The organism is Sphaerisporangium fuscum (genome assembly GCF_018531465.1).
Taxonomy (GTDB): Bacteria; Actinomycetota; Actinomycetes; order Streptosporangiales; family Streptosporangiaceae; genus Sphaerisporangium; species Sphaerisporangium fuscum.
Genome location: NZ_JAHDTF010000055.1, coordinates 1 through 19,879, shown reverse-complemented (window position 1 = coordinate 19,879; position 19,879 = coordinate 1). Strand labels below are relative to the sequence as shown.

Here is a 19,879-nt window from a genome sequence, read left to right as displayed (position 1 = left end):
CGCCGGATTACTCCCGGTCGGCGACCTGCGGGGAAACGAGCGCAGACGGCTGTGATCAACCAGGATGTCCTGCAGGAAGTCACCATGATCGGGACTGCTGACGATGAGACGACACGGAGGAGAGCCATGTCCTTACCCAAGCTTCCCCAGGCAGAGCCTGGTGAAGTGCTGTTGGTCTGTACGTGCTACGAGCACGGCACCGCACGGTGGGGCGAGCTGCTTGACGAGATCGGAGGCCGCCGGGAAGGCGAGGTCCTCGTCCTCGGAGGCAGGGGCGTGCGGCTGTGCCCGATCGAGGACCCCGGCCTGGACGGCCTGCACGGCGGCAACATCCCGGCGCTCGTCCCGACCGGCGGCCCTGTGCCGCCCGTCGCCGTCCTGTCGGACGGTTTGGTGGTGTACGGCGGGGACGCGCCGTTGCTGGTGGACCTGGCGGTGGTACCCGGGCGCGGCGTCCGGGTACCACCGGTCCGGCTCGGCGAGATCCTGACCGCCTTGCAGGACGGCGCACTCGCATTCGACGACCTGATACGCGACATGGACATATGCGGCATATACCAGGGGGACGGTGGCCGACCGGCCTTCCCCGCGCCGACGGCGTCGCCCGGCCGGTCCTTCCCGGCGCTACCCTCTTCCGACGCGGCCTTGCTGGTCCGGACCTCCTTCGACGACGAGGAGGGCTGGCGCGGCCTGATCGACGAGCTGGGCGGAGTCGGCGAGGACGGTTGGATCGGCGCAGGCCTGAACCCCGGCGAGAGCGACGTGGAGAACATCCCTTTGGCAGCGCTCGTCGTCGACGACCCGGCCTTCGAGGGCCTCCTACCGGGTCAGGTCCCGGCGCTGGTCCCGCCCGAAGAGCACACCACGCTGGTCGCGCTCGCCGACGCGAGGACCTTCGCCGAGCCCGACCGGCCACTGACCGTCGTCGACCTTTACGACACCCCGGGGCAACCCGCCGTCCTTCCCTGCGCCCAGGTCGGACCGATGGAGTGCAACCTGAGTCTCGCCAACATGGACTTCTACGAGTTCGTCGCCGAGGAGGGCACGACCCCGTGGTGGGAAGGCGGCTGAGGTGACATCAGAAGTGGGGAGACCGAGAATTCCGCCATGCGTCATGTGCCCTTCCCCAAGATCCCCCTTGCGTCGAGTGCCGCCGTCGCCGCCGACGGCGACTGGATCGCGACTGAGAAGATCCACGGAGCGCAGCTGGTCATCGCCTACGACGGCCGGGAGTTCCGCATCGGTAAGCGCAAGGCGTGGCTGCACGGGGAGGAGGCGTTCTTCGGCTGGCAACTGCTGCGCGGCGAACTGGAGCAGGTGACCAGGGCGGCACTGTCGTCAGGCGGCGCGGTCGTGCGCGTCTATGGAGAGTTGTACGGCGGCCACTACCCACACGCCGACGTCGCGCCGGTGCCCGGGGTCAGCGCGGTGCAGACCGGGGTCTGGTACAGCCCGGGCCTGCGCTTCGCGCTCTTCGACGTGCTCCGACACGACCATCCGGACGACGCCGGCCTCTTGCTGCCCTACGCCGACGTGGCTGCCCTGGCGGCGTCCGCCGGACTCGACGTCGTGCCCCTGCTCGGCAGGGGCACCAGGCAGGAGTTGGACGCCCTGCCGCTGCGGTTCCCCACCCGAGTGCCACGCCTGCACGGTCTGCCGGACATCCCGGGCAACTTCGCGGAAGGGATCGTCATGCGTCCTGACATCTCCGCGCCGGCGGGACATCGGCCGATCATCAAGATGAAGATCGAGGAGTTCGACGAGCAGCGCTTCGACGAGAGCCGGCCCTGGAACCGGCACACGCAGCTTTCCTCCTACGACTTAGGCCGGCTCGCCAGAACCATGGTGAACAAACCACGGCTGGACAGCGCGCGATCCAAGACGGGACCGGGGTCCTTCAGCGAGTTCATGGACGAGGTCGTGCTCGACGTCATGGTCGATCTGACCGACGCCTTCCCCGCCGCCATGGCGGCCCTCGGGGATGGCGATGAGGACGAACTGCACGCCTACCTGCGAGAGGTCGTCCGAGCGATGTGCCACGAGTGAGAGCGGCTACGCCGGGGCGATCTACTGGGCCACTCGTCCGCCCATGGGCGTGCCGTGGACGCCGGCCCGGTCGATGTCGGCCTGGCCCGCCAGCACCGGCCTGGCCCTCAGGCGCCTGCCGCCACCGCGGCGCCCAGCCCCACCAGGACGATGCCGGTGGTCACGCGGAGTCCCCGCAGGACGGTCGGCCGCGATACCAGGGCACGTCCTCGGCTGACGGCCCAGGTGAGCAACGTGTACCAGGAGGCGCTGATGAGCGCCCACAGGGCTCCCAATGCGACGGTCGACAGGAACACCGGGCCTTTCGCGGTCACGAACTGGGGCAGCACCGAGACGGCGAACACGCCCGCCTTGGGGTTGCCGAGGTTGGTGATCAGGCCGGTGAGATATCCGCCCGCGAAGCCGGTGCGGCGCCCGCCCTGGCGGGGCGGGCGAGTGGAGACGGTGGTGAGCGCGGTCCGCAGCGTGTTCACCCCGAGGATCACCAGCACGATGCCGCCTGCGATCCGGACCATCGCGTACGCGGTGGGGCTGGCCAGCAGGACGGCGGACAGTCCGGCCGCGGCGGCCGTGGACCACAGCAGGAAGCCGGTGGCGTTGCCCGCGAGCGTGCCTCGGACTGTGCGTTGCCCGCCTTCCAGAACCTGCCGGATCATCAGGGCCTGACTCGCGCCTGGCAGCATCGCCAGCAGCAAGGTGGTGACGATGAAAACGGGCACATGCGTGGGCATGGGAAAGAGCCCCTTCCGGGGATTGCGGCCGATGGTGTCCCACCAGTCTTCCTCTCCCGTACTCGTAAGAGAAGTTAAAAGAGAAGGGGACAGCGTTAGGATTATTGAATGGTGGTGGATCCGGGACAGCTGCGGCTTCTCGCGTTGATCGAGCGCCACGGCTCCTTGACGGCGGCGGCTCACGCGCTCCGACTCACACCCGCGGCGGTCACACAGCAGGTGGTCAAGGCCGAACGCGACTGGCAGGTGCCCCTGGTCATCCGTGGTCCTCGCGGAGCAACGCTCACCGCGGCCGGCGCGCTCCTCGCCTCCCATGGCCGAACCGTGGAGGAGGCATCGGACAAGGCCGAGGCGCAACTGGCCGCGCTGCTCGGCCACCTCTCGCTCCGTCTGCGCATCGGAACGTTCCAGGCGGCCGCCCTGCACCTGCTGCCACCTGCCCTGACGGCCCTGCGGCACCGCCATCCGAACGCCGACGTCTCGGTCGTCGACGTGGTGTCCGGGCGCGGAGCGGACGAGATCAGCGCGGGGCGCCTTGACCTCGCCATCGTCGCGTCCTGGGGCACACCGCTCGCGCCGCCCCCACACCTACGGGCCCACCCGCTCCTGGTGGACCCGATGGTCGTGGTTCTCCCCGATGACCACCCACTGGCCACCGGGCAGCCCGCGGACACCGAGCTTCACCTGGAACAACTGCGCGACGAATCATGGGTTTCCATCCTGGCCGGCCATGCCGCCCGCGAACAGTTCCACGACGCTGCCCGCGAGGCCGGCTTCACTCCCACCGTGCGGTTCGAGACCGGGTCCTACGACGTCGCCCAGGCCCTCGTCGGCACAGGCATCGCAGTGGCCCTGGTCTCGCGCCTGGCCCTGACCCACGCGCCTGGCACCACCCATCGCGAACTGGCCCACCCCAGGCCCTACCGCCGGCTCTACGCCCTGACCAGAACCGACGCCAGCCTCACACCACTCGCGGACATGCTCATCGACCTCCTACATGATGTCGCCCACGACATCACCGCCACCTGGGAGGCTCCCCTGCCAGAACAACGACGCTCATCGAACTCACCGCACGGAGCCTGAAACCCCTGCGGTTCTGAATCGGCACCACCTGGCCGGCCCGCTCCGCCCCGACCACCGACGCCGGCAGCGGGCTCGGCGTCGCCCCCGCCGTAGCCGGAGCCCGGGGTGGTGGCCTGCGGCCGCTGCAGACGGCGCGCTGTCTCGGGACGTGTCGTCGGCCGTCGTGGACGAGGACGGTGTCTGAACCCTTGAGAATTCGCGCCGGGCCAGCCGGATTTCGAGTCGCCAGAAATGCCGGCAACGTGCTACCTCTCGGAGATGCCCGGCGACGATGAATCTTGTTCAAGGCCGTCCGAGGACCATGGCGCCGCCGTCACCGCGGTCGCGGTCTCCGCAGACGGACGGATGGGGGCGACCGGCGCGCGCTCCGGCGAGATCCGGCTGTGGGATCTGAGCCATGGCCTGCTCACCGCCTATGTGGGAGGGTTGCAGGACGGACCTGTGGAGAACGCCGCCTTCATCGGCGACGCCAGGCGGCCCCAACTGCTCACCACGGACGGACCGGCCTCGCTGTGGACGGTGGCGGCCGAGGCCCTGGAATGGCGACGGCTTCCTTGGGACGGCGGGCGGCTCCTCACATCCGCGGACCGGGAGGCGGTGCTCAGGCAGTGCGGAGACTTTCGATGGCTGGGCGTCTTCGGCTTGAGTGGTCGGCATGATCTGGCGGCGCTGGGACGTACCGGCTCCGGTCTGATCGTCGTGAGCGGTGACAGAGGACTGATCGAGGCCTGGCGCCGGCCTCCCAGGGAAAGACCGTACGCCGATGCCGAGGTCGTGTGGGCCTTCGGCGGCGAAGACGACGCGGTGGATCAGCGGCTGACGCGCTGTTGCGACCTGTGGCGGCTCGTGGTGTCCCCGCGGCGTGGCCGGATGGTCGTTCTCGATGCGGAGACCGGGATGGTCGTGACCGCGTTCACCCCGCCCGCCCGGCCCACGGCGATCGCCGCGCATCCGGACCGGCCGCTGGTGGTGCTCGGCGGGCGGGACGGTTCGCTGTCGTGGTGGGATACCCGCTCCGGCCATTGCCTCGGACGGGTTCAGGCGCATGCCGGCCGCGTCCGGGCGTTGGCACTCGCCACCGGCACGGACCTGGTGATGTCGGCGTCCCAGGACGGGACGGCCGCGCTCTGGCGACTACACGGCCGCGGGCCCGTCGGCCGCTTCACGCCTCCCACGCCCGCCGTCCCCCGAGAGCTGACTCACGTGGCCGGCACGCCGGACGGGCGGTGCTGGCTGATCGGCGGGCGCGGAGGCCAGGTCCACGTTCTCCAATGGTCCGGCCATGCCGGGCTCATACCGAAACGCATCGGCCGCCCTTCCAGGATGATGGACGGTGGTGACGTGGAAACCCTGCTCGACGACATCCGCCACCACTGGGACGACGGCCCGGCGAGCGTGGCCGCGGTCGGGGAACTGGCTTCGGGCGACCTCGACGAAGCCTGGCGCGGGACAGCGGCGGACGCGCTGGCGGACCTGATCGTGAACGGTGCGGACCCGGCGGCCCGGGAGGCGGCCGTGATCGCGCTGGCAGGAATCGACGAAGGCCAGGCCACCACCGCCCTGTCCCAGATGTTCCGCCGCTACGACGGGGACGGTTCCGCCGGGAGGTTGCTGGCCTACTTCACCGGCGAGGACGATCCCACGACGGAGGACCTCGTCGCCGGCCTGCCCACGATCGGCGACTTCCTCGGGATACTCACCTCGGCCACCCTGGGCGAACGAGGCGCCACCGCGGTCCCGGTGGTGCATGCGGCGCTGCGCGCGTTCCCCTTCCCGACCCAGGAGGACGCCGACGGCTGGTGGCGTGACGAGACGACCAAGTACCGGCTGCTGGACGCCCTCAGGCGGCTCGGTGCCGCCGCGGCGTCCACGACGCCGACTCTGCTGGCGGTGCTCGAGGACGCGGAGATCTACCGGGACACCCGACATCAGGCGAAGGTGACCTTACAGGCGATCGGCCTCCCGGAGACGGCCGACACGATCGCCGCCGAGATCCGGCGGAGGGCGGACCTCGTCCACGACGAGAACGGCGAGGACGACGAGTCGGAAGGCTTCAGCCTCCTGCTCGAGGTGTTGGTGGGCATGCCGTCCACGGCTGGCGGCCTCCCGCGAGGTGGGACCGGCGCTGGAGGCGGTGCGGCGCCGCTTCGGCGACGGCCCCAGCACGTACGAGGAGAACGGCGAGCTTGTACAGGTCTACGAGCTACATCTCGCCGACTGCATCGACGAGACGATAGCCGAGCAGATCAAGGAGGGAGCACCCGTGTATGTGGGATGCGACCCGCGTCGAGCGCGATCTTCTGGGGGCCGCTCGAACCACGGAAGATGACCTCGGCGGTCATCAGATACGCCATGTACCGTGATCATGTGATGGCGTCCCGGAGCCGGATCCTCAGCCCCGGCGTTGCCGGGGCGCGGTGTTGCGGGGCCGCGCCTTACGGGCGTGACGGGCGGCTTTGAACGGTTCGGGGAGCAGACGGTTGGTCAGTGCGGTGAGTTTCGTGCGCAGGTCTCCGCCGATGACATGGTCTTTGCCGGCCATGAGGGCGCGGTAACCCTGGGCGGCGACCTGAACGCGGCTGTTCTTCTTGGCGCCGGGGCCGAAGGCGGTCTTGCTCATTCCGGCACGGGCGTGGAAGTCGCTGTCGGTGGCGCCGGGCAGCAGCGCGGTGACGGTGACACCGGGCGCGCGGTCCTTCATCTCCTGGCGCAGTGCCTCGGCGAACATGTACGTGAACGCGCGGGAGGGGCCATAGACGGTCTCGTACGGGGTGGGCAGCGTCGCCGACAGGGACGAGGTGATGAGGATTCTGCCGTTGCCGTGATCGGCCATGTGCCGGACGACGGGTTTGGCGAGCGCGACAACGGAGGTGACGTTGAGGGCGAGCAGGTCGAGTTCGTCGTCCAGATCGGTGTCGAGGAACGCGCCGCCGATGCTGCGCCCGGCGTTGAGCACGGCCGCCTCCAGCGGTCGGCCGGTGTCTTGGACCGCCCGCCACACCGCTTGGACGCCGTCGCGTTCCGACAGGTCGGCCCGTACGGGAACTACGTGGGCGCCGTGCCGTTCGAAGTCGGCGGCGACGCGGTCGATGGTGTCGCTGCGGCCGGTGGCGACCAGGTCGTAGCCGTTGCGGGCGAACAGCAGGGCCAGCTGGTAGCCGATACCCGCGGACGCGCCGGTCACCAGGGCGAGAGGGCGGACGGAATTGCGGTGGGTGGTGCTCATGAGGTGCTCCTGGGGTCGTGTGCGCGACCGGCGGAATCGGAAGCGGCCTGATCGGCTGTCGGCCGGGGGAGGGGATCTGCGGCCCAGCTGGCCAGAAGGCGCCAGGCGTCCTGGGAGGACCGGTCGGTGGCCGGCAGGTAGATTAGGAGGGTCTGGTCGTTCTCGCCGGGCATTCCGCTCCCGGTAGGGCATGGCGTCGAAGTCGGCCAGCAGCGCCTTGGCCAGGCGATTGGCGGCCAGGCCGTCGCCGCGCCGCCCCAGGACGAAGGCGGCCTGGTCGGTGAAGGAGCCCAGGAACCGATGCAGCCCGGAGCGGACCTTCTGCACCCGCAGTGGGCTCCGGCGGGCGGCGGGCTGGGGCCGCACGAGGTCGAACAGATGGGCTCGTTCGGCGTCGTCCATGCGCAGCGCGCCCGCGATCGCCTCCAGCACCCCGGGCGTGGGGCTGATCTGCCGCCCCTGCTCCAGCCGCGTGTAGTAGTCGGTGCTCACCCCGGCCAGTTGGGCGACCTCCTCGCGCCGCAGGCCCGGCACCCGCCGGTAGGCGCCCCGCTCGGGCAGGCCCGCCGATTCCGGGCTGATCCGGGCACGGCAGCGACGCAGAAACTCACTCAGGTCCACATTTCGTGCCATACCCCCATGCTCCCCGCCGACCGTGCCGCGGAACGCCACTGACCGGCCCGCGGATCAATTCGCGGCGCTGGTGCCCGAGCGTCCCGCGGTCGATCCGGCCCAGCCGCTGGAGAGCGCCGCAGGGTTAGCGGCCGATCTTGTCGAGCTCGGCGAGATCGTCCTCGGACAGCGGGAGGCCCGCGCCGGTGGCGTTCTCGCGCAGGTGTGCCACCGATGAGGTGCCGGGGATCAGCAGGATGTTCGGCGACCGCTGCAGGAGCCAGGCCAGGGCCACCGACATGGGCGTCGCGTTTAACCGGGTGGCCACGGCCGTGAGTGCCGAGGACTGCAGCGGGCTGAAGCCTCCGAGGGGGAAGAAGGGCACGTAGGCGATGCCCTGCTCTGCGAGTTCGTCGATCAGGTCGTCGTCGTGGCGGTGGGCGAGGTTGTACATGTTCTGCACGCACACGATCGGCGCGATCGAGCGTGCCTCGGCGACCTGTTCCGCCGTCGCGTTGCTCACGCCGAGATGCCGGATGAGGCCCTGCCGCTGGAGGTCGACGAGCGCCCCGAACGCCTCCGCGAGCGAACCGGGCACGGGGCCCTGGGCGTCGCCGAGCCGGAGGTTGACCACGTCGAGCGTGTCGAGGCCGAGGTTCTCAAGGTTCTCGGTGACGGCCCGGCGCAGCTCTTCAGGCCTGCGTGCCGGGGGCCAGCCTCCCTCTTCGTCGCGGGTCGCCCCGACCTTGGTCACGATGTGCAGCGAGTCGGAGTACGGGTGCAGCGCTTCGCGGATCAGCTGGTTGGTGATGTGTGGCCCGTAGGCGTCGGCGGTGTCGATGTGGGTGATGCCGAGGCCGACGGCCTCACGGAGAACGGCGAGTGCGCCCTCGCGGTCGGCAGGCGGACCCAAGACCCAGGGGCCGGCGAGCTGCATGGCGCCGTAGCCGAACCGGGTGACAATCAGGTCGCCCAGGGTCCAGGTGCCGCCGGGAAGCGAGGCGGAGGGGGTGCCCATGGTGTGCCTTTCGTGTTGAGCCAGGGGGTGGTGCCTGACGGCGCCTTGCACCACTATTGGGGCGTAGCTTCTTGTCGGGAAGTAGGCACTTCGAAGTGCGTAAGGCACCTCGGATGAGAGGAATGGTCCATGGCGACGATGACGGCAGCCCAGCAAAGGGCACAGGCCAAGGTGGAGTACGACGCCTTCGTGGCGGCCTGCCCCAGCCGCAAGCTGCTCGACCGGATCTCGGACAAGTGGGTTACGCTGATCCTGGCCGCGCTCGGCAGCGACAGCGCGCATCAGCCCGGCGCCGACTGCGCCGGCGGGCCCCGGGTGATGCGCTACTCGGAGCTGCAGCGCCTGCTGGCCGGCGTCAGCCAGAAGATGCTCACCCAGACGCTGCGCTCCCTGGAGCGCGACGGCCTGGTGTCCCGCACTGTGGTGCCGACCGTACCGGTCACGGTCTCCTACGAGCTGACCGATCTCGGCCTGTCGCTGTACGAGATGATGCGGGGCATCAAGGCCTGGGCCGAGACGCACATGGACGATGTGCTCGCCAACCGCGAGACCTACGACACCCGCGTCGCCTGAACCACACCAGGGTTGCTCATCAGCGCCGAACGTGTGCGCAAGAGGCCGGGCAGATGGACGGGGCTCAAGGACGTCGCTTGGGGCGGTCGTCCCAGCGATGGGTGGTCCAGGCTCGGCGGATCAGGCTACGGACGGTGATGATCGTGTCTGCGAGGTCGAAGAAGGCGTTGGCGACGGTCGCACGACGCTCGTAGCAGCGGGCAAGGCGGTGGAAGGCGTTCTGCCAGGCGTGGGTGCGCTCGACGTGCCACCGCTCGCTGGCCTGGATCGGCGCCTTCTCGCCCTTGTGCGCGATGCGGCCGTGCAGGTGGCGGGCGGCGAGTTCGGTGCGGGTCTTGTCCGAGTCGTAGCCGGCGTCCAGGTGCACGGTGATGTCGTCGGGCAGCGGTCCCAGGTGCTCCAGCAAGTCCAGGATCGGGGCGAGCAGTGGGGAGTCGTGGCGGTTCGCTCCGGCGAGGACCCTACCGAGCGGGATTCCGTAACCATCGGTCATGCCCGAGCGTTTGAGGCCTTGCTCGCCGCGGTCGACCGGTGAGCGCCCGGCGACGCGATCTGCTTGAGCGGGACGAAGACGCGGAGGGAGATCTACTCGTCGCGGCGGTTGCGGATGATGGTCGCCGAGCAGGTGGTGTCGGCGATCGCCCGGTACGAGCAGCCGAACCGCAGCAGTTGCAGTAGCTTGTCGAACACGATCCGGTCGCCGAGCGGGGCCGGTGACACCCCAACGGATGGGCCGGATCGACCGCGGGAGGCTCGGGCAGCAGGGCCGCGAATCGGTCCCACAGCGGGGCGGTCAGCCATGCGGAAGGACGGGCACAGGACTCCCCAGTGATCACCGAGCGTCGCACCTCTATGATCACGGAGACCGGTCCCCGCCTCGCTGCCTGGGTCCCCCCGCCTATCTGCGCAGGCTCTAAATGATGTCGCAGAGTGGTGTCCCGGTTACAAGCATGTTCCATCCGGTGGGAACGCCGGCGGACGCGAGCGGCTCGTTCGGCCTTGGGAGTTGCCGCGACCTCCGACGGTGGGGAAGGCAGGTTGTGCACGGGAGCTGATTCCTTTCTACGCCACAGAGGTGGGTTGAAGTGCAGGTCAGAAGGGCGCGGCCGGGGCAGCAGGAGTCTGTGTCAGGGGATTGCTACGCTCGATGACGCGGCGGGACGACCGGTCAGTCACCCGCCGCGTTAGCACCGCCCCCGATCGAGCGCGCCACGGCGCGGGCTTCCCCGCCAGGTCGAACAGCTCCGCAGCGTGACCTACGCGAACAGCGTCATGCGCCTCACCTCGCCAGCGGGCGCGTTCATCGCTCCGCCGGTTGTCGCGCTCGTGGTCGAGATTGGTCCCGGGTTCCGCTCGGCGAGGATCTCGGCGAACAGCGCAGCGTCGACGACGGTCACCGGTGCTGCAGGCCACCAGCGTGACGCTCCTCGGGATTGGCGTTCTGGCCGCGTGCTCCTTCGCGTCGGACGTGAGCATGCACGCGCGGTCGCCGACGCGCCTTAGGGCAGGTGCGCGAGTTATCTTGGGTCTTTTTGAAGCGTCAGGCACGTCAGGCAAATGCGCTCCAACAGACGTGCCTGACACGTTATCTAGGGTTGTCAGGCACGTTCGCCACGGCGGGATCCGGGTCCTGTGGACCTGTTGTGAAGGGACTGGACCGGTCTAGGAGCGCCTGAGAAGGCTCGTCAGGGCTTGTTGCGCGGTCACCCCGGCCGCCGGTCAGCCTTCTGGGTGCCCGTCGTAGACGCGGATCTTGTATTCGGTCGTCTCCAGGGCGAGAGTGAGTTCGCGGATCTGTCGCACGATGCGGTCGCGCTGGTCGAGCATGATGCGCCGGCGTTCCGGGATGGTGCTCGGGCCATGCTCGACGAGGGCGATGTAGCGCTTGAGATCCTGCATGGTCATTCCCGACAGCCGCATCCGGGTGAGGAAGATGAGGCGGCGCAGGTCGAACGCCGAGTATTCGCGGTAACCGGAGGCGTTGCGTGCCGGCCGCAGGAGTCCCTCCTGCTCGTAGTAGCGGAGGGTGTGGGGGGACAGGCCGATCAGGCGGGCGGCCTCGGCGACACTCTTGGGCGTCGCCGAGGTCTCGATCGTGGTGTCGTCGAGGAGTTCGTGCAGCGCATCGATGACCGATGCGGACGGTTCGTCGCCGGCGGCGAGGATGCGTTCGATCAGGTCTTCGGTGGCCATGTTCGACATGGTACGGAGCTCAGAACGCGCGTAGCGCTGGCGGCATGCCGGGAAAGTCGGCCGATTGGCTTACATGCGCCCACTTCTCGACGTCGCTGAGTGCGTTCCTGTAAGTGCGGGTGAGATTGCGCACGGCCTCGGCGCCGAGCGGAAGCCTGAGCGGCGCGTCGGGCGTGTCGAGCATGTCGCGGATGGCCGAGGCGGCGCGTGCCGGGTCGCCCTCCTGGATGCCGTCGGCCTCGGCCATGTTCGCGCGGACGGCACCGAGCACCTCGTCATAGATCGGGTTCTGGTCCACGGTGTTGAGTACCTCGGCGGAATTGAAGGCGGTGCGGAAGCGGCTGGGCTCGGCGATGAGGACGCGGACGCCGAACGGCGCGACCTCGCCCGCCAGCGCCTCCGACCAGCCTTCGAGCGCGAACTTGCCAGCCGAGTAGCTGCCGACGGCGGGGAAGGACATCCGCCCGCCTTGACTGCTCATCTGCACGATCGCACCGGAACGACGCGCACGCATGTGCGGCAGCACCGCGCGCACGTAGGCGGCCGGGCCAAAGAGGTGCTGCTCGAGCATGTCGCGCAACTGCGCGTCCGTGACCTCCTCCGCGGCGCCCACCTGCCCGACTCCGGCATTGTTGACAAGTACGTCGACGTGCCCGAATGCGTCGAGCGCGCGCCGTACGACCGCCGCGGCCGCGTCCGTGTCGCGCACGTCGTGCTCGACCGGCAGCAGCCGGTCACCGTACTGAGCCCGGAGCGCGTCGAACCGGCCGGCCCGCCGCGCCGTGCCGACCACCTGCTCGCCCGCGGCCAGCGCCGCCTCGGCCAACGCCAGGCCGAGGCCGGAGCTCGCACCGGTGATGATCCAGGTCTTGGTCCCGTTTGTTGTAGTCATGACGGCGAAGATAGACATTCGAGCGCGCTCGAAGGCAAGCAGGCTTTCCGGCCGGTGCAACGATGATTCCGATGGCCACGAGGCTCCCAAACATGACGTCGTAGCGGGCCGGCAGGCCCCACAGCGTGCGGCGCAGGCCGATGCCGTCCAGGACGATCTTGTCCTAAGGGAGCGGGAGCGGGAACGGTCGTGACCTGCCGCGTCGGCCGGGTGACGGGCAGCCGGAGTGGCGCGGGAAGTTCGGCCGCGCCGCCGCCTACGTCGCGCTCGGCGTGGTGACCGTCGTCGTGCTGGTGCGGTTCGGCGTCACCATCACGCTGACGCTGGCCTGATCGGCGGCCGTGGCGGCCCCGTCCCCCTCGAGGCGGGGCGCGCCACGCTCGAACGTCACCGGCCGGACGCCAGCCGGGATAGCTGTCAGGTCAGGTGCAGGACCGATTCGGCGGTGCTCCAGTCGGTGGCGATGGCCTGCTGCGCCGCCGCCAGGGTGACGGTTCCCTTGCAGATGGCGGAGTGCAGCCGGCTCTCTACGGCGTCTTTGGGGTTGTTGGGGCCGGCGCCGGGCTTGTGGCCGGGGGAGGGTGGCTCGCCCCACAGGTTGGGCGGGTCGTTGGGGTCGCCGCCCAGTTGCAGGCTGATGAGGTGGTCGTACTCGGCGTCACGGAGCGGGCCGGTGTAGCCGTAGGACCGGGCGTTCGCCACCTTCTCCCGGCTGGTGATGTTCACCGGGGGACGGATGCCCTTGGTGTACCCGGATCGTCGTGGTCAGCGTCGATGGGGTGACCTTCGGGTTGAGGGCGCCGGGTGTGCATGCCGGGTCCGGGAGCGGCTGACCGTGGCGTATCCGGTGTGATGGGCTCACTGGTGGTGCTCGGCGCTGCTCCCTCAGCCCCGGGCACCGCTTGAGAAGCAGAGGGCTTGGGCGCCAGCAATGGTCACCTGCGCGCCCGGGCTGCGGGGCCTGGCGGGGCGGAGCGTCCCCTGCTATCGAGTCAGGAATGCGTGACGTTATCCTTCGAGCGGAAAAGAATTTTGTTCCTGTGGGTGATGCGGTGCGCGAGGTCAAAGACATCCGTTTGGGTGATCATCTGTGCCTGGCGTATGCTCACGAGGATGAACAGCGTCAAGTGGTGACCGAATTCGTCGGTGGCGCTCTGGCGGCCGGGGAGCGGGTTGTGTACTTCACCGAGGGCGTGGGCGAGCGGCGGGTACACGGCTGGCTGTCCGAGGCCGGGTTGGACGTGGACGCCGCCGTCCAGCGAGGAGCCCTGGGGATCCGATCCGCCGAGGACAGCTATCTGGCATCGGGCCGGTTCGACCCGTCCGAGATGATCGTCGCCCTGCGGAGCGAGATCGACGCGAGCCTGGCCTGCGGGTTCACGGGATTGCGAATGACCGGCGAGATGAGCTGGGCATTGTCCCCGATCCCAGGAGCCGAGCGGCTGGAGGAGTACGAACGCCGGGCGACCGCCCTATTCGAGGAGGGGCACGCGGCGGCGATCTGCCAGTACGACACGCGCCGGTTCCCGCCCGACCAGTTGACCACGCTGGCCGCATGCCATCCAGGGAGAGTACACCTGAACGCGATCTTCCAGCACGGACCATTGCGCGTGGTTTCCGCCCTGGACCCCGACGGCGGGTTGGTGCTGCGCGTCACCGGCACCATCGACCACTCCAACACCGATGGCTGGGCCGATGTTCTCAGCTGGGCGGCCGGTCAGGTCGGCGCCGGGGGTGAGGCCCGTATCGACATGTCCGGACTGGAGTTCATCGACGTGGCCGGGCTGCGCGTGCTTGTCCGCGCGGCCGCGTGCCTGCGCCCTGGGAGGGTCCGGGTGCGGAACATGGCTCCCATGCTGGCCCAGGTCGTCACTCTTGTCGGCTGGGACGACGCACCAGGCCTGGTGATCGACAAAAGGCCGCAGGAGGTGGGCGCGTGACCATCTTGGCATCCGGCCTGGAACCCGAGGCGGGGCTGATCCATCAGGCGCTGTTCTACGACAGCGACGAGGCGTTCGCTGCCGCGATGACGCCGTTCTGCCGCGAGGGGCTGGAGCGGGGCGACCGGGTGCTGGCGGTCACCACGCGGGCGAACGTCGCCCTGCTTAAGGACACTCTCGGCCGGGCGGCAACCCAGGTGGAGTTCATCGAGGCGGCCGACTGGTACCACGCGCCCGGCCGCACGCTGGCCGCCTACGGCAGGTACGTCGACACCCATAAGACCGGCCACCCGCGGGTGCGGATCATCGGGGAGCCGGTCTGGCATGGCCGCAGCGACGTGGAGGAGGCCGAGTGGACCCGCTACGAATCGGTGATCAACGCCGCGTTCGCCGCGGCCCCCGCCTGGATCGTGTGCCCCTACGACGAGCGGACACTGCCCGGACGCATCGTCGCGCACGCCCGCCGCACTCACCCCGAGCTTCTGTCCGGCGCCGGCCCGCACGTCAGTGAGGCCTACACTGCCCCGGCCGCCTTCACCTACCCGGGGGACGAGCTGCCGCTGCCACCCCCACCGAGCTTTCCGGGGAGTGTGATGGAGGTCGAATTCGACGCCGACCTGAGGGCCCTGCGGCACCGCCTGGCCGAGGGTGCGTGCGCGCTGGGGATGAGCAGCGAGCAGACCCAGCGGCTGATCCTCGCGGTCGGCGAGCTGGCCACCAACACCCTTCAGCATGCCGACGGCCGGGGACGGGTACGCATGTGGGCTGACGGTGATGGGGTGATCTGCGACGTCATCGACCTCGGCCAGATGACGGCCCCGTTCCCCGGCTATCTGGCGCCCGCCCCCGACGCTTCGTCCGGGCATGGCCTGTGGGTGGTCCGCCAGCTGTGCACCCTGATGCAGATCCGCACCCAGATGCCCGGCACGCAGATCCGCCTGCACTTGGCTCGCACCTGACCAACGCGCAAGTGATGAGCTGCCGGGCCGCATCCAGCCTGGGCAGGCCGCCGACTATCCGTTCGTGCCGGATGGTGCCGTAGGTAGTCGGCGCTGTCCTGCGCGATCTCGTCCGGGCAGCGGTCTACCGTCTGGGCGTCTGATCGGTGTCGCGTGCTCGCTGGTGGCGCGTGAAGATGTCCAGCAGTACGCCGATGGGCACGTTCGACTCCGTCGGGTAGCGGAAGCCCCGATCAGGATTGATCGTATAGCGGTTGCGGCGGCCGATCTTGGATCGGGAAAGGTAGCCCTCCTGGTGCAGGTCGCTCACGATGCCCTGCACCGCGCGCTCGGTGATGCCGATGACGGCGGCGATGTCGCGCAGCCGCGTCTGCGGGTTGCGGGCGATCTCCAGCAGGACGCGGGCGTGGTGGGTCAGGAACGTCCAGGACGACGAACGCTCGTCGATGCTGTTAGCGGCCACGTCGCATATCCCGTCATCCCGGCATCGGTAGACACATGTTCCCGAAGCGGACATCGCCAGACGCCGCTACACGAAGTACTATACAGGAACATTGTTTCGTGTATCATTGTTCCAATGTATGACTGAAATGCCCAGGTTTGTGCCTACATGCCCACGCAGGCAGGGGGGTCAATGGCTCTCACGCAGCACCGGCCCCCAGGGGCCGCTTCGCCACCCCTGGGCGCGCCGGCCGTCGACCACGCCAGCCGGAATCCGGCTACAACCGAGGGCGCTCCCGTGACGATCAACGACGAGTCCGCACCCGACGCCGGTCTCATCGAGGCGGTGCTCCATCTCGATCGCACGCTTCGCATCACCTACAGCCCGCTCTCCCAGGGGGGCCTGGTCCGGCTGATCGGCGAACTCGACGCCGGCAACACCCCGGCAGTCGCAAAGACGCTGACAGAGGTCAGGGCGGGCGAGGGGGTCCTGACCATCGACGTCGCCCGACTGGAGTTCGTCGACGTCGCCGGTCTGCGCATGCTGGCCGGCCTGTGCCGCGATGGTTCGGCCCGACTGGCGAACGTTCCGTCGCTCATGCGTCGCCTGCTCCACCTCCTGGGCCAGGGGAACGTCATCGACACCTGCGCATGATCTGGCCTTCTTGATACCCGAAAGAACAATTCGGGATTGAGGGTGGTGGTGAGGAGAGCTCCTATGATCTCGCTCTCCACCCGCAACCGCCGCGTCCCCGCCGACCAGCTCACCCGCGACCGCATTGGCACCCTGGCCTGGCTCGTCGGCCGCGACCTGTGGCGACCGGACCGGGACGAGTGACCTCGAAGACAGACGCACCCGAGGTCAGTCCTCGACGGCCGCGACGATGGCACCGCATGTGCGCCGCGTACCGATCCACGTGAGCACCTCGACGAACCGCTTCGGGCCCCCGACCGGTCACGAGGGGTGGGTGCGGTACCAGTCGAGGGCGGCGGCGATGGCCTCACGGTGCGGGGTTATGGAGAGCGGCCCAAAGGTGTGGGTGAACGTGGAGGTGTCAGCGACGAATGGGCGGTCTCGCTGGTACCAGGTCTGGCCGAGGGTCCGGATGGTGGGGTTGAACAGCCCAAGGACGCGCTGCATGAGGCGGCCGAGGGCCGCGGCTTTCACCGGATGCCCGAGCTCGGCGGAGATCAGATCGATGAACTCTCGCCCGGTCACAGGCCGGTCGGCCGGCAGGTGCCAGACCTGGCCGTCGGCCCGCTCGTCTGTCCCTAGCGTGACCAGGGCACGGGCGATGTCAGGCAGGTAGTTAAACGAGTGCGGCTGGTCCAGCGAGCCGGTCCAGCGGATGGTCCGGCCGCGAGTCGCCTGCCCGAACACGGTGGCGCCGACCGTGCTGTTAACACCGCCGGCACCGTAATAGTCGGAGGCCCTGCCGATGGCGACGCGCAGGTCGCCGGCGCGGTGCGCGGCCAGGAGCGACTCGGCCATCTCGGCGCGAACTCGGCTCATGGGGGTGCGCCCGGCGTACGGCAGGTCCTCGGTCATGGGCGCGTCCACCGGACCGTACATGTACAAGTTGTCGGCGAAGACCAGCTTCGCGCCGGCTGCGCCCTGGCGGATCGCCGCGGTCAGCCCGGGAAGCTCCTGCACCCAACGGTGGTAGGCGGATGCGGCGCAGTGGTAGACGACGGCCGCGCTGGAGTCAGCAGTTCCCCTGCGCCACCGGGCACTACGAAATACCGCACTTCAACGCCACGCCCGGTCACGCCTACGCGACGCAGGCCACAGTGTTCGGGACCGACACGAATGGGGATGCGGCTCCTGGGGGTTCGACCTGAGCCCTGAACTGCGCTTCTGACGCTCGGGGACGGCACGTCTTTCGATACCCCATGCCGGATACAGCAGCTCTAACCTGCAAGGCTTTCGTCGGCACGCGACCTACGGGCGAAGCCGTTGCCGAAAGACTCGCCGCGCTGTTGAGCCTTCGCCGCATCGCCGATGTTCTGCGCTACTGTCGGTCCTCGAATGCCCTCGAACGCCACGTCATGCTCGACGGCGTTTCACGCGGGCCTCGGGTCTGTTGCCCGGGGCCCGTCAGGTTGCCGGGCGTTGTCGTGACTCACTTGATACTTGACGCTTTGGCTTCGGTTGATGCTTGACACGGCCTAGACGATCTTTCTCCGCTTAGTATGGTCTGCGGATTTGATCCGGGCCACTTCCTGAGTGGTGGTTCGGGTCACGACCTTGATGGTCTCGGCGTCGTCGTGGATGGCGATGTGGCTGTCGTCGACCGTCACGGTGACGATCTTCCGGGCGTGGACGCGACCCAGGTTGATCTTCTGGCCGGTGACCATGATTCCGCCTTTGATGCTGACGACTCGCTGGACGGTGACCGGCCCGGACGCAGGCGACGGGGGCGAGCCGGCGGTTCGTGCGCCCTGCAGCCGCCCGCATTCGGTGATCGGCAGCGGGCAGCGAACCGTCCGCAGCAGGCTGCGTTCCTCGTCGAGGATCTGGGCGGTGATGCCGTCCATCCGGATGGTGACGCGCCGGCCGGCCAGGGTGGTGCCGATGCACAGGGCCCGGTTGGCCAGGCTGACCGTGCCCGCGGTGCTGACCAGGCGGTCGATCTCGACGGCCGGGTAGCCCTCATCCAGCGCGAGGATCGGAGCCGGCCCGGCTACTCGCGCGTCGGCCGTGGCGAGCAGGCGGGTCAGGTCGGCGGCGGTGAGCCGGGAGGGCACGGTTTTCAGCCGGGCACCTGAGGTGGTGAGCACATGCAGGTGGGCGGTGCTGATCCACAACGTGATGGACATCCCGGCGCGGTCCGGACCGAGCCAGACCTGCTGGCCGGCGATCTGCAGGTTGCCCGAGGCGGGGACGATCCGGTCCACCTCGACGGCTTCCACGGTGGCCGGCAACGCCCTTGTCGGCGCCGCGGTCGCAGCCGAGGCGGCGACGGATGGCCGGTGCGGGTGCGGGGGTGGGGCCGCCGAAGCCCATCGAGCGCGGCAAGACCGGCGGGCAGCCGCAACGCCAACGGTTGGTCCGTCTGCTGCTGTTGGACGTGTGGCCGGGGCTCGGTGAACCGGTCGACGGGGAAGGCCATGTCCAGCGCCTGATGCGGCCGGGCGGTGTTATAGCGGATCACGAACGCGTCCACCGACGCCTGAGCGGCCTGCAGCGAGTCGAACGGGTCGGCCTGGTCCAGCAGTTCACGGCGGACGGTCTGATGGAACCGCTCGATCTTCCCGGTGGTCGTCGGGGAACGGGGCTTGGTGGTGCGCGCGGTGATGCCGTTCTCACGGCAGATCCGCTCAAACAGCACCTCACCCGCTCGCGGACCACCGAACCGGCAGGTGAACTGCTTGCCGTTGTCGGTGAGCACCTCCTGCGGCACCCCGAACGTTCGCATCGCGCCGGCGAACGCCGCACACACCGCCCGGCCGGTCGCCCTCACCACCACAGAGGCGATCACGCAAAACCGGGCGTGGTCGTCGATCCCGGTGATCAGCTTGCACTCGGTGCCGTCCGCCAGGAACACCCCGCCCATGATGTCCATCTGCCACAACTGCATCGGCCCCGGCCGCTCCCACCGCACATAATCCGAGCGCTTACGCTTACGCGCCATCGGATCGATCAGCCCGTTACGCACCAGAGCCCGATAGACACTCGCACGGGACGGCAACGGCTCCACCCCGCGCCGGCGCAGCTCCCACAGCAACGTCTGCGGCCCCCACCGCGGATGCGCACGCCGCAGCTCGCAGATCAACACCTCCACCTGCGCCGGGGTCTGCATCGGATGCGACTTCACCCGATGCGAGCGATCCGCCAGCGCCCCCAGCCCGCCCTCGCGATACCGGCGCATCCAGGTATGCACCGACTGCCGCGACACGCCATAGCGGCCCGCGACCTCGGTGACCGGTGCGCCCGCCAATACCTCCATCACCGCGTGATATCGCTGCTCCACGACACTCAACTCCACCAGCGCCATCCCGGCCTCCTCCGAAACGCGGACAACGCCACGAGAAAGGCCAGAAGACGATCAAGGTGTCAAGCATCAAGCGAGGACCGAGTGTCAGCCATCAAGCGAGACAGGACAAGGTTGCCGGGCGTGGATTGCCGAATTGTGCTTATAGGGGTCAAGGGCGGCGGCCCACC

17 protein-coding genes and 3 pseudogenes are annotated in these 19,879 nt (G+C 69.1%); 8 read left to right on the top strand and 12 right to left on the bottom strand.

The window, feature by feature from the left end; translation table 11 throughout:
* Positions 1-165: 165 nt before the first annotated feature.
* Positions 166-1,071, top strand: a complete 906-nt coding sequence (locus KIK05_RS44310; RefSeq protein ID WP_214416940.1) for a DUF6924 domain-containing protein — start codon at positions 166-168, stop codon at positions 1,069-1,071.
* Between the two features lie 36 nt (positions 1,072-1,107).
* Positions 1,108-2,046 carry an RNA ligase family protein gene (locus KIK05_RS44305; protein ID WP_214416939.1) on the top strand — a complete coding sequence of 313 codons (939 nt, stop codon included), beginning with the start codon at positions 1,108-1,110 and terminating at the stop codon, positions 2,044-2,046.
* A 107-nt stretch (positions 2,047-2,153) separates the two neighbouring features.
* On the opposite strand, the gene KIK05_RS44300 is transcribed toward KIK05_RS44305, so the two are convergent.
* Positions 2,154-2,777: a LysE family translocator gene (locus tag KIK05_RS44300; RefSeq protein WP_214416938.1), complete on the bottom strand. Its 624-nt coding sequence runs from the start codon at positions 2,775-2,777 to the stop codon at positions 2,154-2,156.
* Positions 2,778-2,885: 108 nt separating this feature from the next.
* Here KIK05_RS44300 and KIK05_RS44295 point away from each other — a divergent pair, with 108 nt between their 5' ends.
* Together KIK05_RS44295 and KIK05_RS44290 are read left to right on the top strand one after the other, a co-directional pair.
* Complete coding sequence (locus KIK05_RS44295) at positions 2,886-3,860, top strand: LysR family transcriptional regulator (protein ID WP_214416937.1); 975 nt, start codon at positions 2,886-2,888, stop codon at positions 3,858-3,860.
* A gap of 231 nt (positions 3,861-4,091) precedes the next feature.
* Complete coding sequence (locus KIK05_RS44290) at positions 4,092-6,320, top strand: hypothetical protein (RefSeq protein ID WP_372455666.1); 2,229 nt, start codon at positions 4,092-4,094, stop codon at positions 6,318-6,320.
* Here KIK05_RS44290 and KIK05_RS44285 read toward each other — a convergent pair.
* Both KIK05_RS44285 and KIK05_RS44280 read right to left on the bottom strand, forming a co-directional pair.
* A complete protein-coding gene (locus KIK05_RS44285; RefSeq protein ID WP_214416935.1) occupies positions 6,253-7,719 on the bottom strand; it encodes an SDR family NAD(P)-dependent oxidoreductase in 1,467 nt (488 codons plus the stop codon). The genes KIK05_RS44290 and KIK05_RS44285 overlap by 68 nt on opposite strands.
* A 124-nt stretch (positions 7,720-7,843) precedes the next feature.
* Positions 7,844-8,716, bottom strand: a complete 873-nt coding sequence (locus tag KIK05_RS44280) for an aldo/keto reductase family oxidoreductase (protein WP_214416934.1) — start codon at positions 8,714-8,716, stop codon at positions 7,844-7,846.
* Positions 8,717-8,845: 129 nt separating this feature from the next.
* Here KIK05_RS44280 and KIK05_RS44275 point away from each other — a divergent pair, with 129 nt between their 5' ends.
* Positions 8,846-9,289, top strand: coding sequence for a winged helix-turn-helix transcriptional regulator (locus KIK05_RS44275; protein WP_214416933.1), 444 nt, complete (start codon positions 8,846-8,848; stop codon positions 9,287-9,289).
* 64 nt (positions 9,290-9,353) lie between these two features.
* Here KIK05_RS44275 and KIK05_RS44270 read toward each other — a convergent pair.
* From KIK05_RS44270 to KIK05_RS44250, 6 genes and pseudogenes are all read right to left on the bottom strand, one after another.
* Positions 9,354-10,122: pseudogene (locus KIK05_RS44270) on the bottom strand (transposase).
* A gap of 423 nt (positions 10,123-10,545) precedes the next feature.
* Complete coding sequence (locus tag KIK05_RS44265; RefSeq protein ID WP_214416932.1) at positions 10,546-10,686, bottom strand: hypothetical protein; 141 nt, start codon at positions 10,684-10,686, stop codon at positions 10,546-10,548.
* Between the two features lie 322 nt (positions 10,687-11,008).
* A complete protein-coding gene (locus KIK05_RS44260) occupies positions 11,009-11,482 on the bottom strand; it encodes a MerR family transcriptional regulator (RefSeq protein WP_214416931.1) in 474 nt (157 codons plus the stop codon).
* 19 nt (positions 11,483-11,501) lie between these two features.
* Entirely contained in the window at positions 11,502-12,374 is an 873-nt protein-coding gene (locus KIK05_RS44255) for an SDR family NAD(P)-dependent oxidoreductase (protein WP_214416930.1), read from the bottom strand.
* 256 nt (positions 12,375-12,630) lie between these two features.
* The gene (locus tag KIK05_RS48605; protein WP_284681622.1) at positions 12,631-12,765 is read right to left on the bottom strand and encodes a hypothetical protein; all 135 of its coding nucleotides are present in this window, start codon (positions 12,763-12,765) and stop codon (positions 12,631-12,633) included.
* 26 nt (positions 12,766-12,791) lie between these two features.
* Complete coding sequence (locus KIK05_RS44250; protein ID WP_214416929.1) at positions 12,792-13,100, bottom strand: hypothetical protein; 309 nt, start codon at positions 13,098-13,100, stop codon at positions 12,792-12,794.
* A gap of 272 nt (positions 13,101-13,372) precedes the next feature.
* Between KIK05_RS44250 and KIK05_RS44245 the strand changes: the two genes are divergently transcribed.
* Complete coding sequence (locus KIK05_RS44245) at positions 13,373-14,314, top strand: MEDS and STAS domain-containing protein (RefSeq protein ID WP_214416928.1); 942 nt, start codon at positions 13,373-13,375, stop codon at positions 14,312-14,314.
* Positions 14,311-15,273, top strand: coding sequence for an anti-sigma factor RsbA family regulatory protein (locus KIK05_RS44240; protein WP_214416927.1), 963 nt, complete (start codon positions 14,311-14,313; stop codon positions 15,271-15,273). The genes KIK05_RS44245 and KIK05_RS44240 overlap by 4 nt, the downstream gene beginning before the upstream one ends.
* Positions 15,274-15,397: 124 nt before the next feature.
* Here the strand turns inward: KIK05_RS44240 and KIK05_RS44235 are convergent, their stop codons facing one another.
* Positions 15,398-15,736: a helix-turn-helix transcriptional regulator gene (locus KIK05_RS44235; protein WP_308250405.1), complete on the bottom strand. Its 339-nt coding sequence runs from the start codon at positions 15,734-15,736 to the stop codon at positions 15,398-15,400.
* Between the two features lie 276 nt (positions 15,737-16,012).
* Between KIK05_RS44235 and KIK05_RS44230 the strand changes: the two genes are divergently transcribed.
* A complete protein-coding gene (locus tag KIK05_RS44230; RefSeq protein WP_214416925.1) occupies positions 16,013-16,369 on the top strand; it encodes an STAS domain-containing protein in 357 nt (118 codons plus the stop codon).
* A gap of 300 nt (positions 16,370-16,669) precedes the next feature.
* Here the strand turns inward: KIK05_RS44230 and KIK05_RS44225 are convergent.
* Together KIK05_RS44225 and KIK05_RS49650 are read right to left on the bottom strand one after the other, a co-directional pair.
* Positions 16,670-17,419, bottom strand: a pseudogene (locus KIK05_RS44225) (NAD-dependent epimerase/dehydratase family protein); the annotation flags it as partial.
* A 464-nt stretch (positions 17,420-17,883) separates the two neighbouring features.
* Positions 17,884-19,697 (bottom strand): annotated as a pseudogene (locus KIK05_RS49650) (IS481 family transposase).
* Between the last annotated feature and the right edge of the window lie 182 nt (positions 19,698-19,879).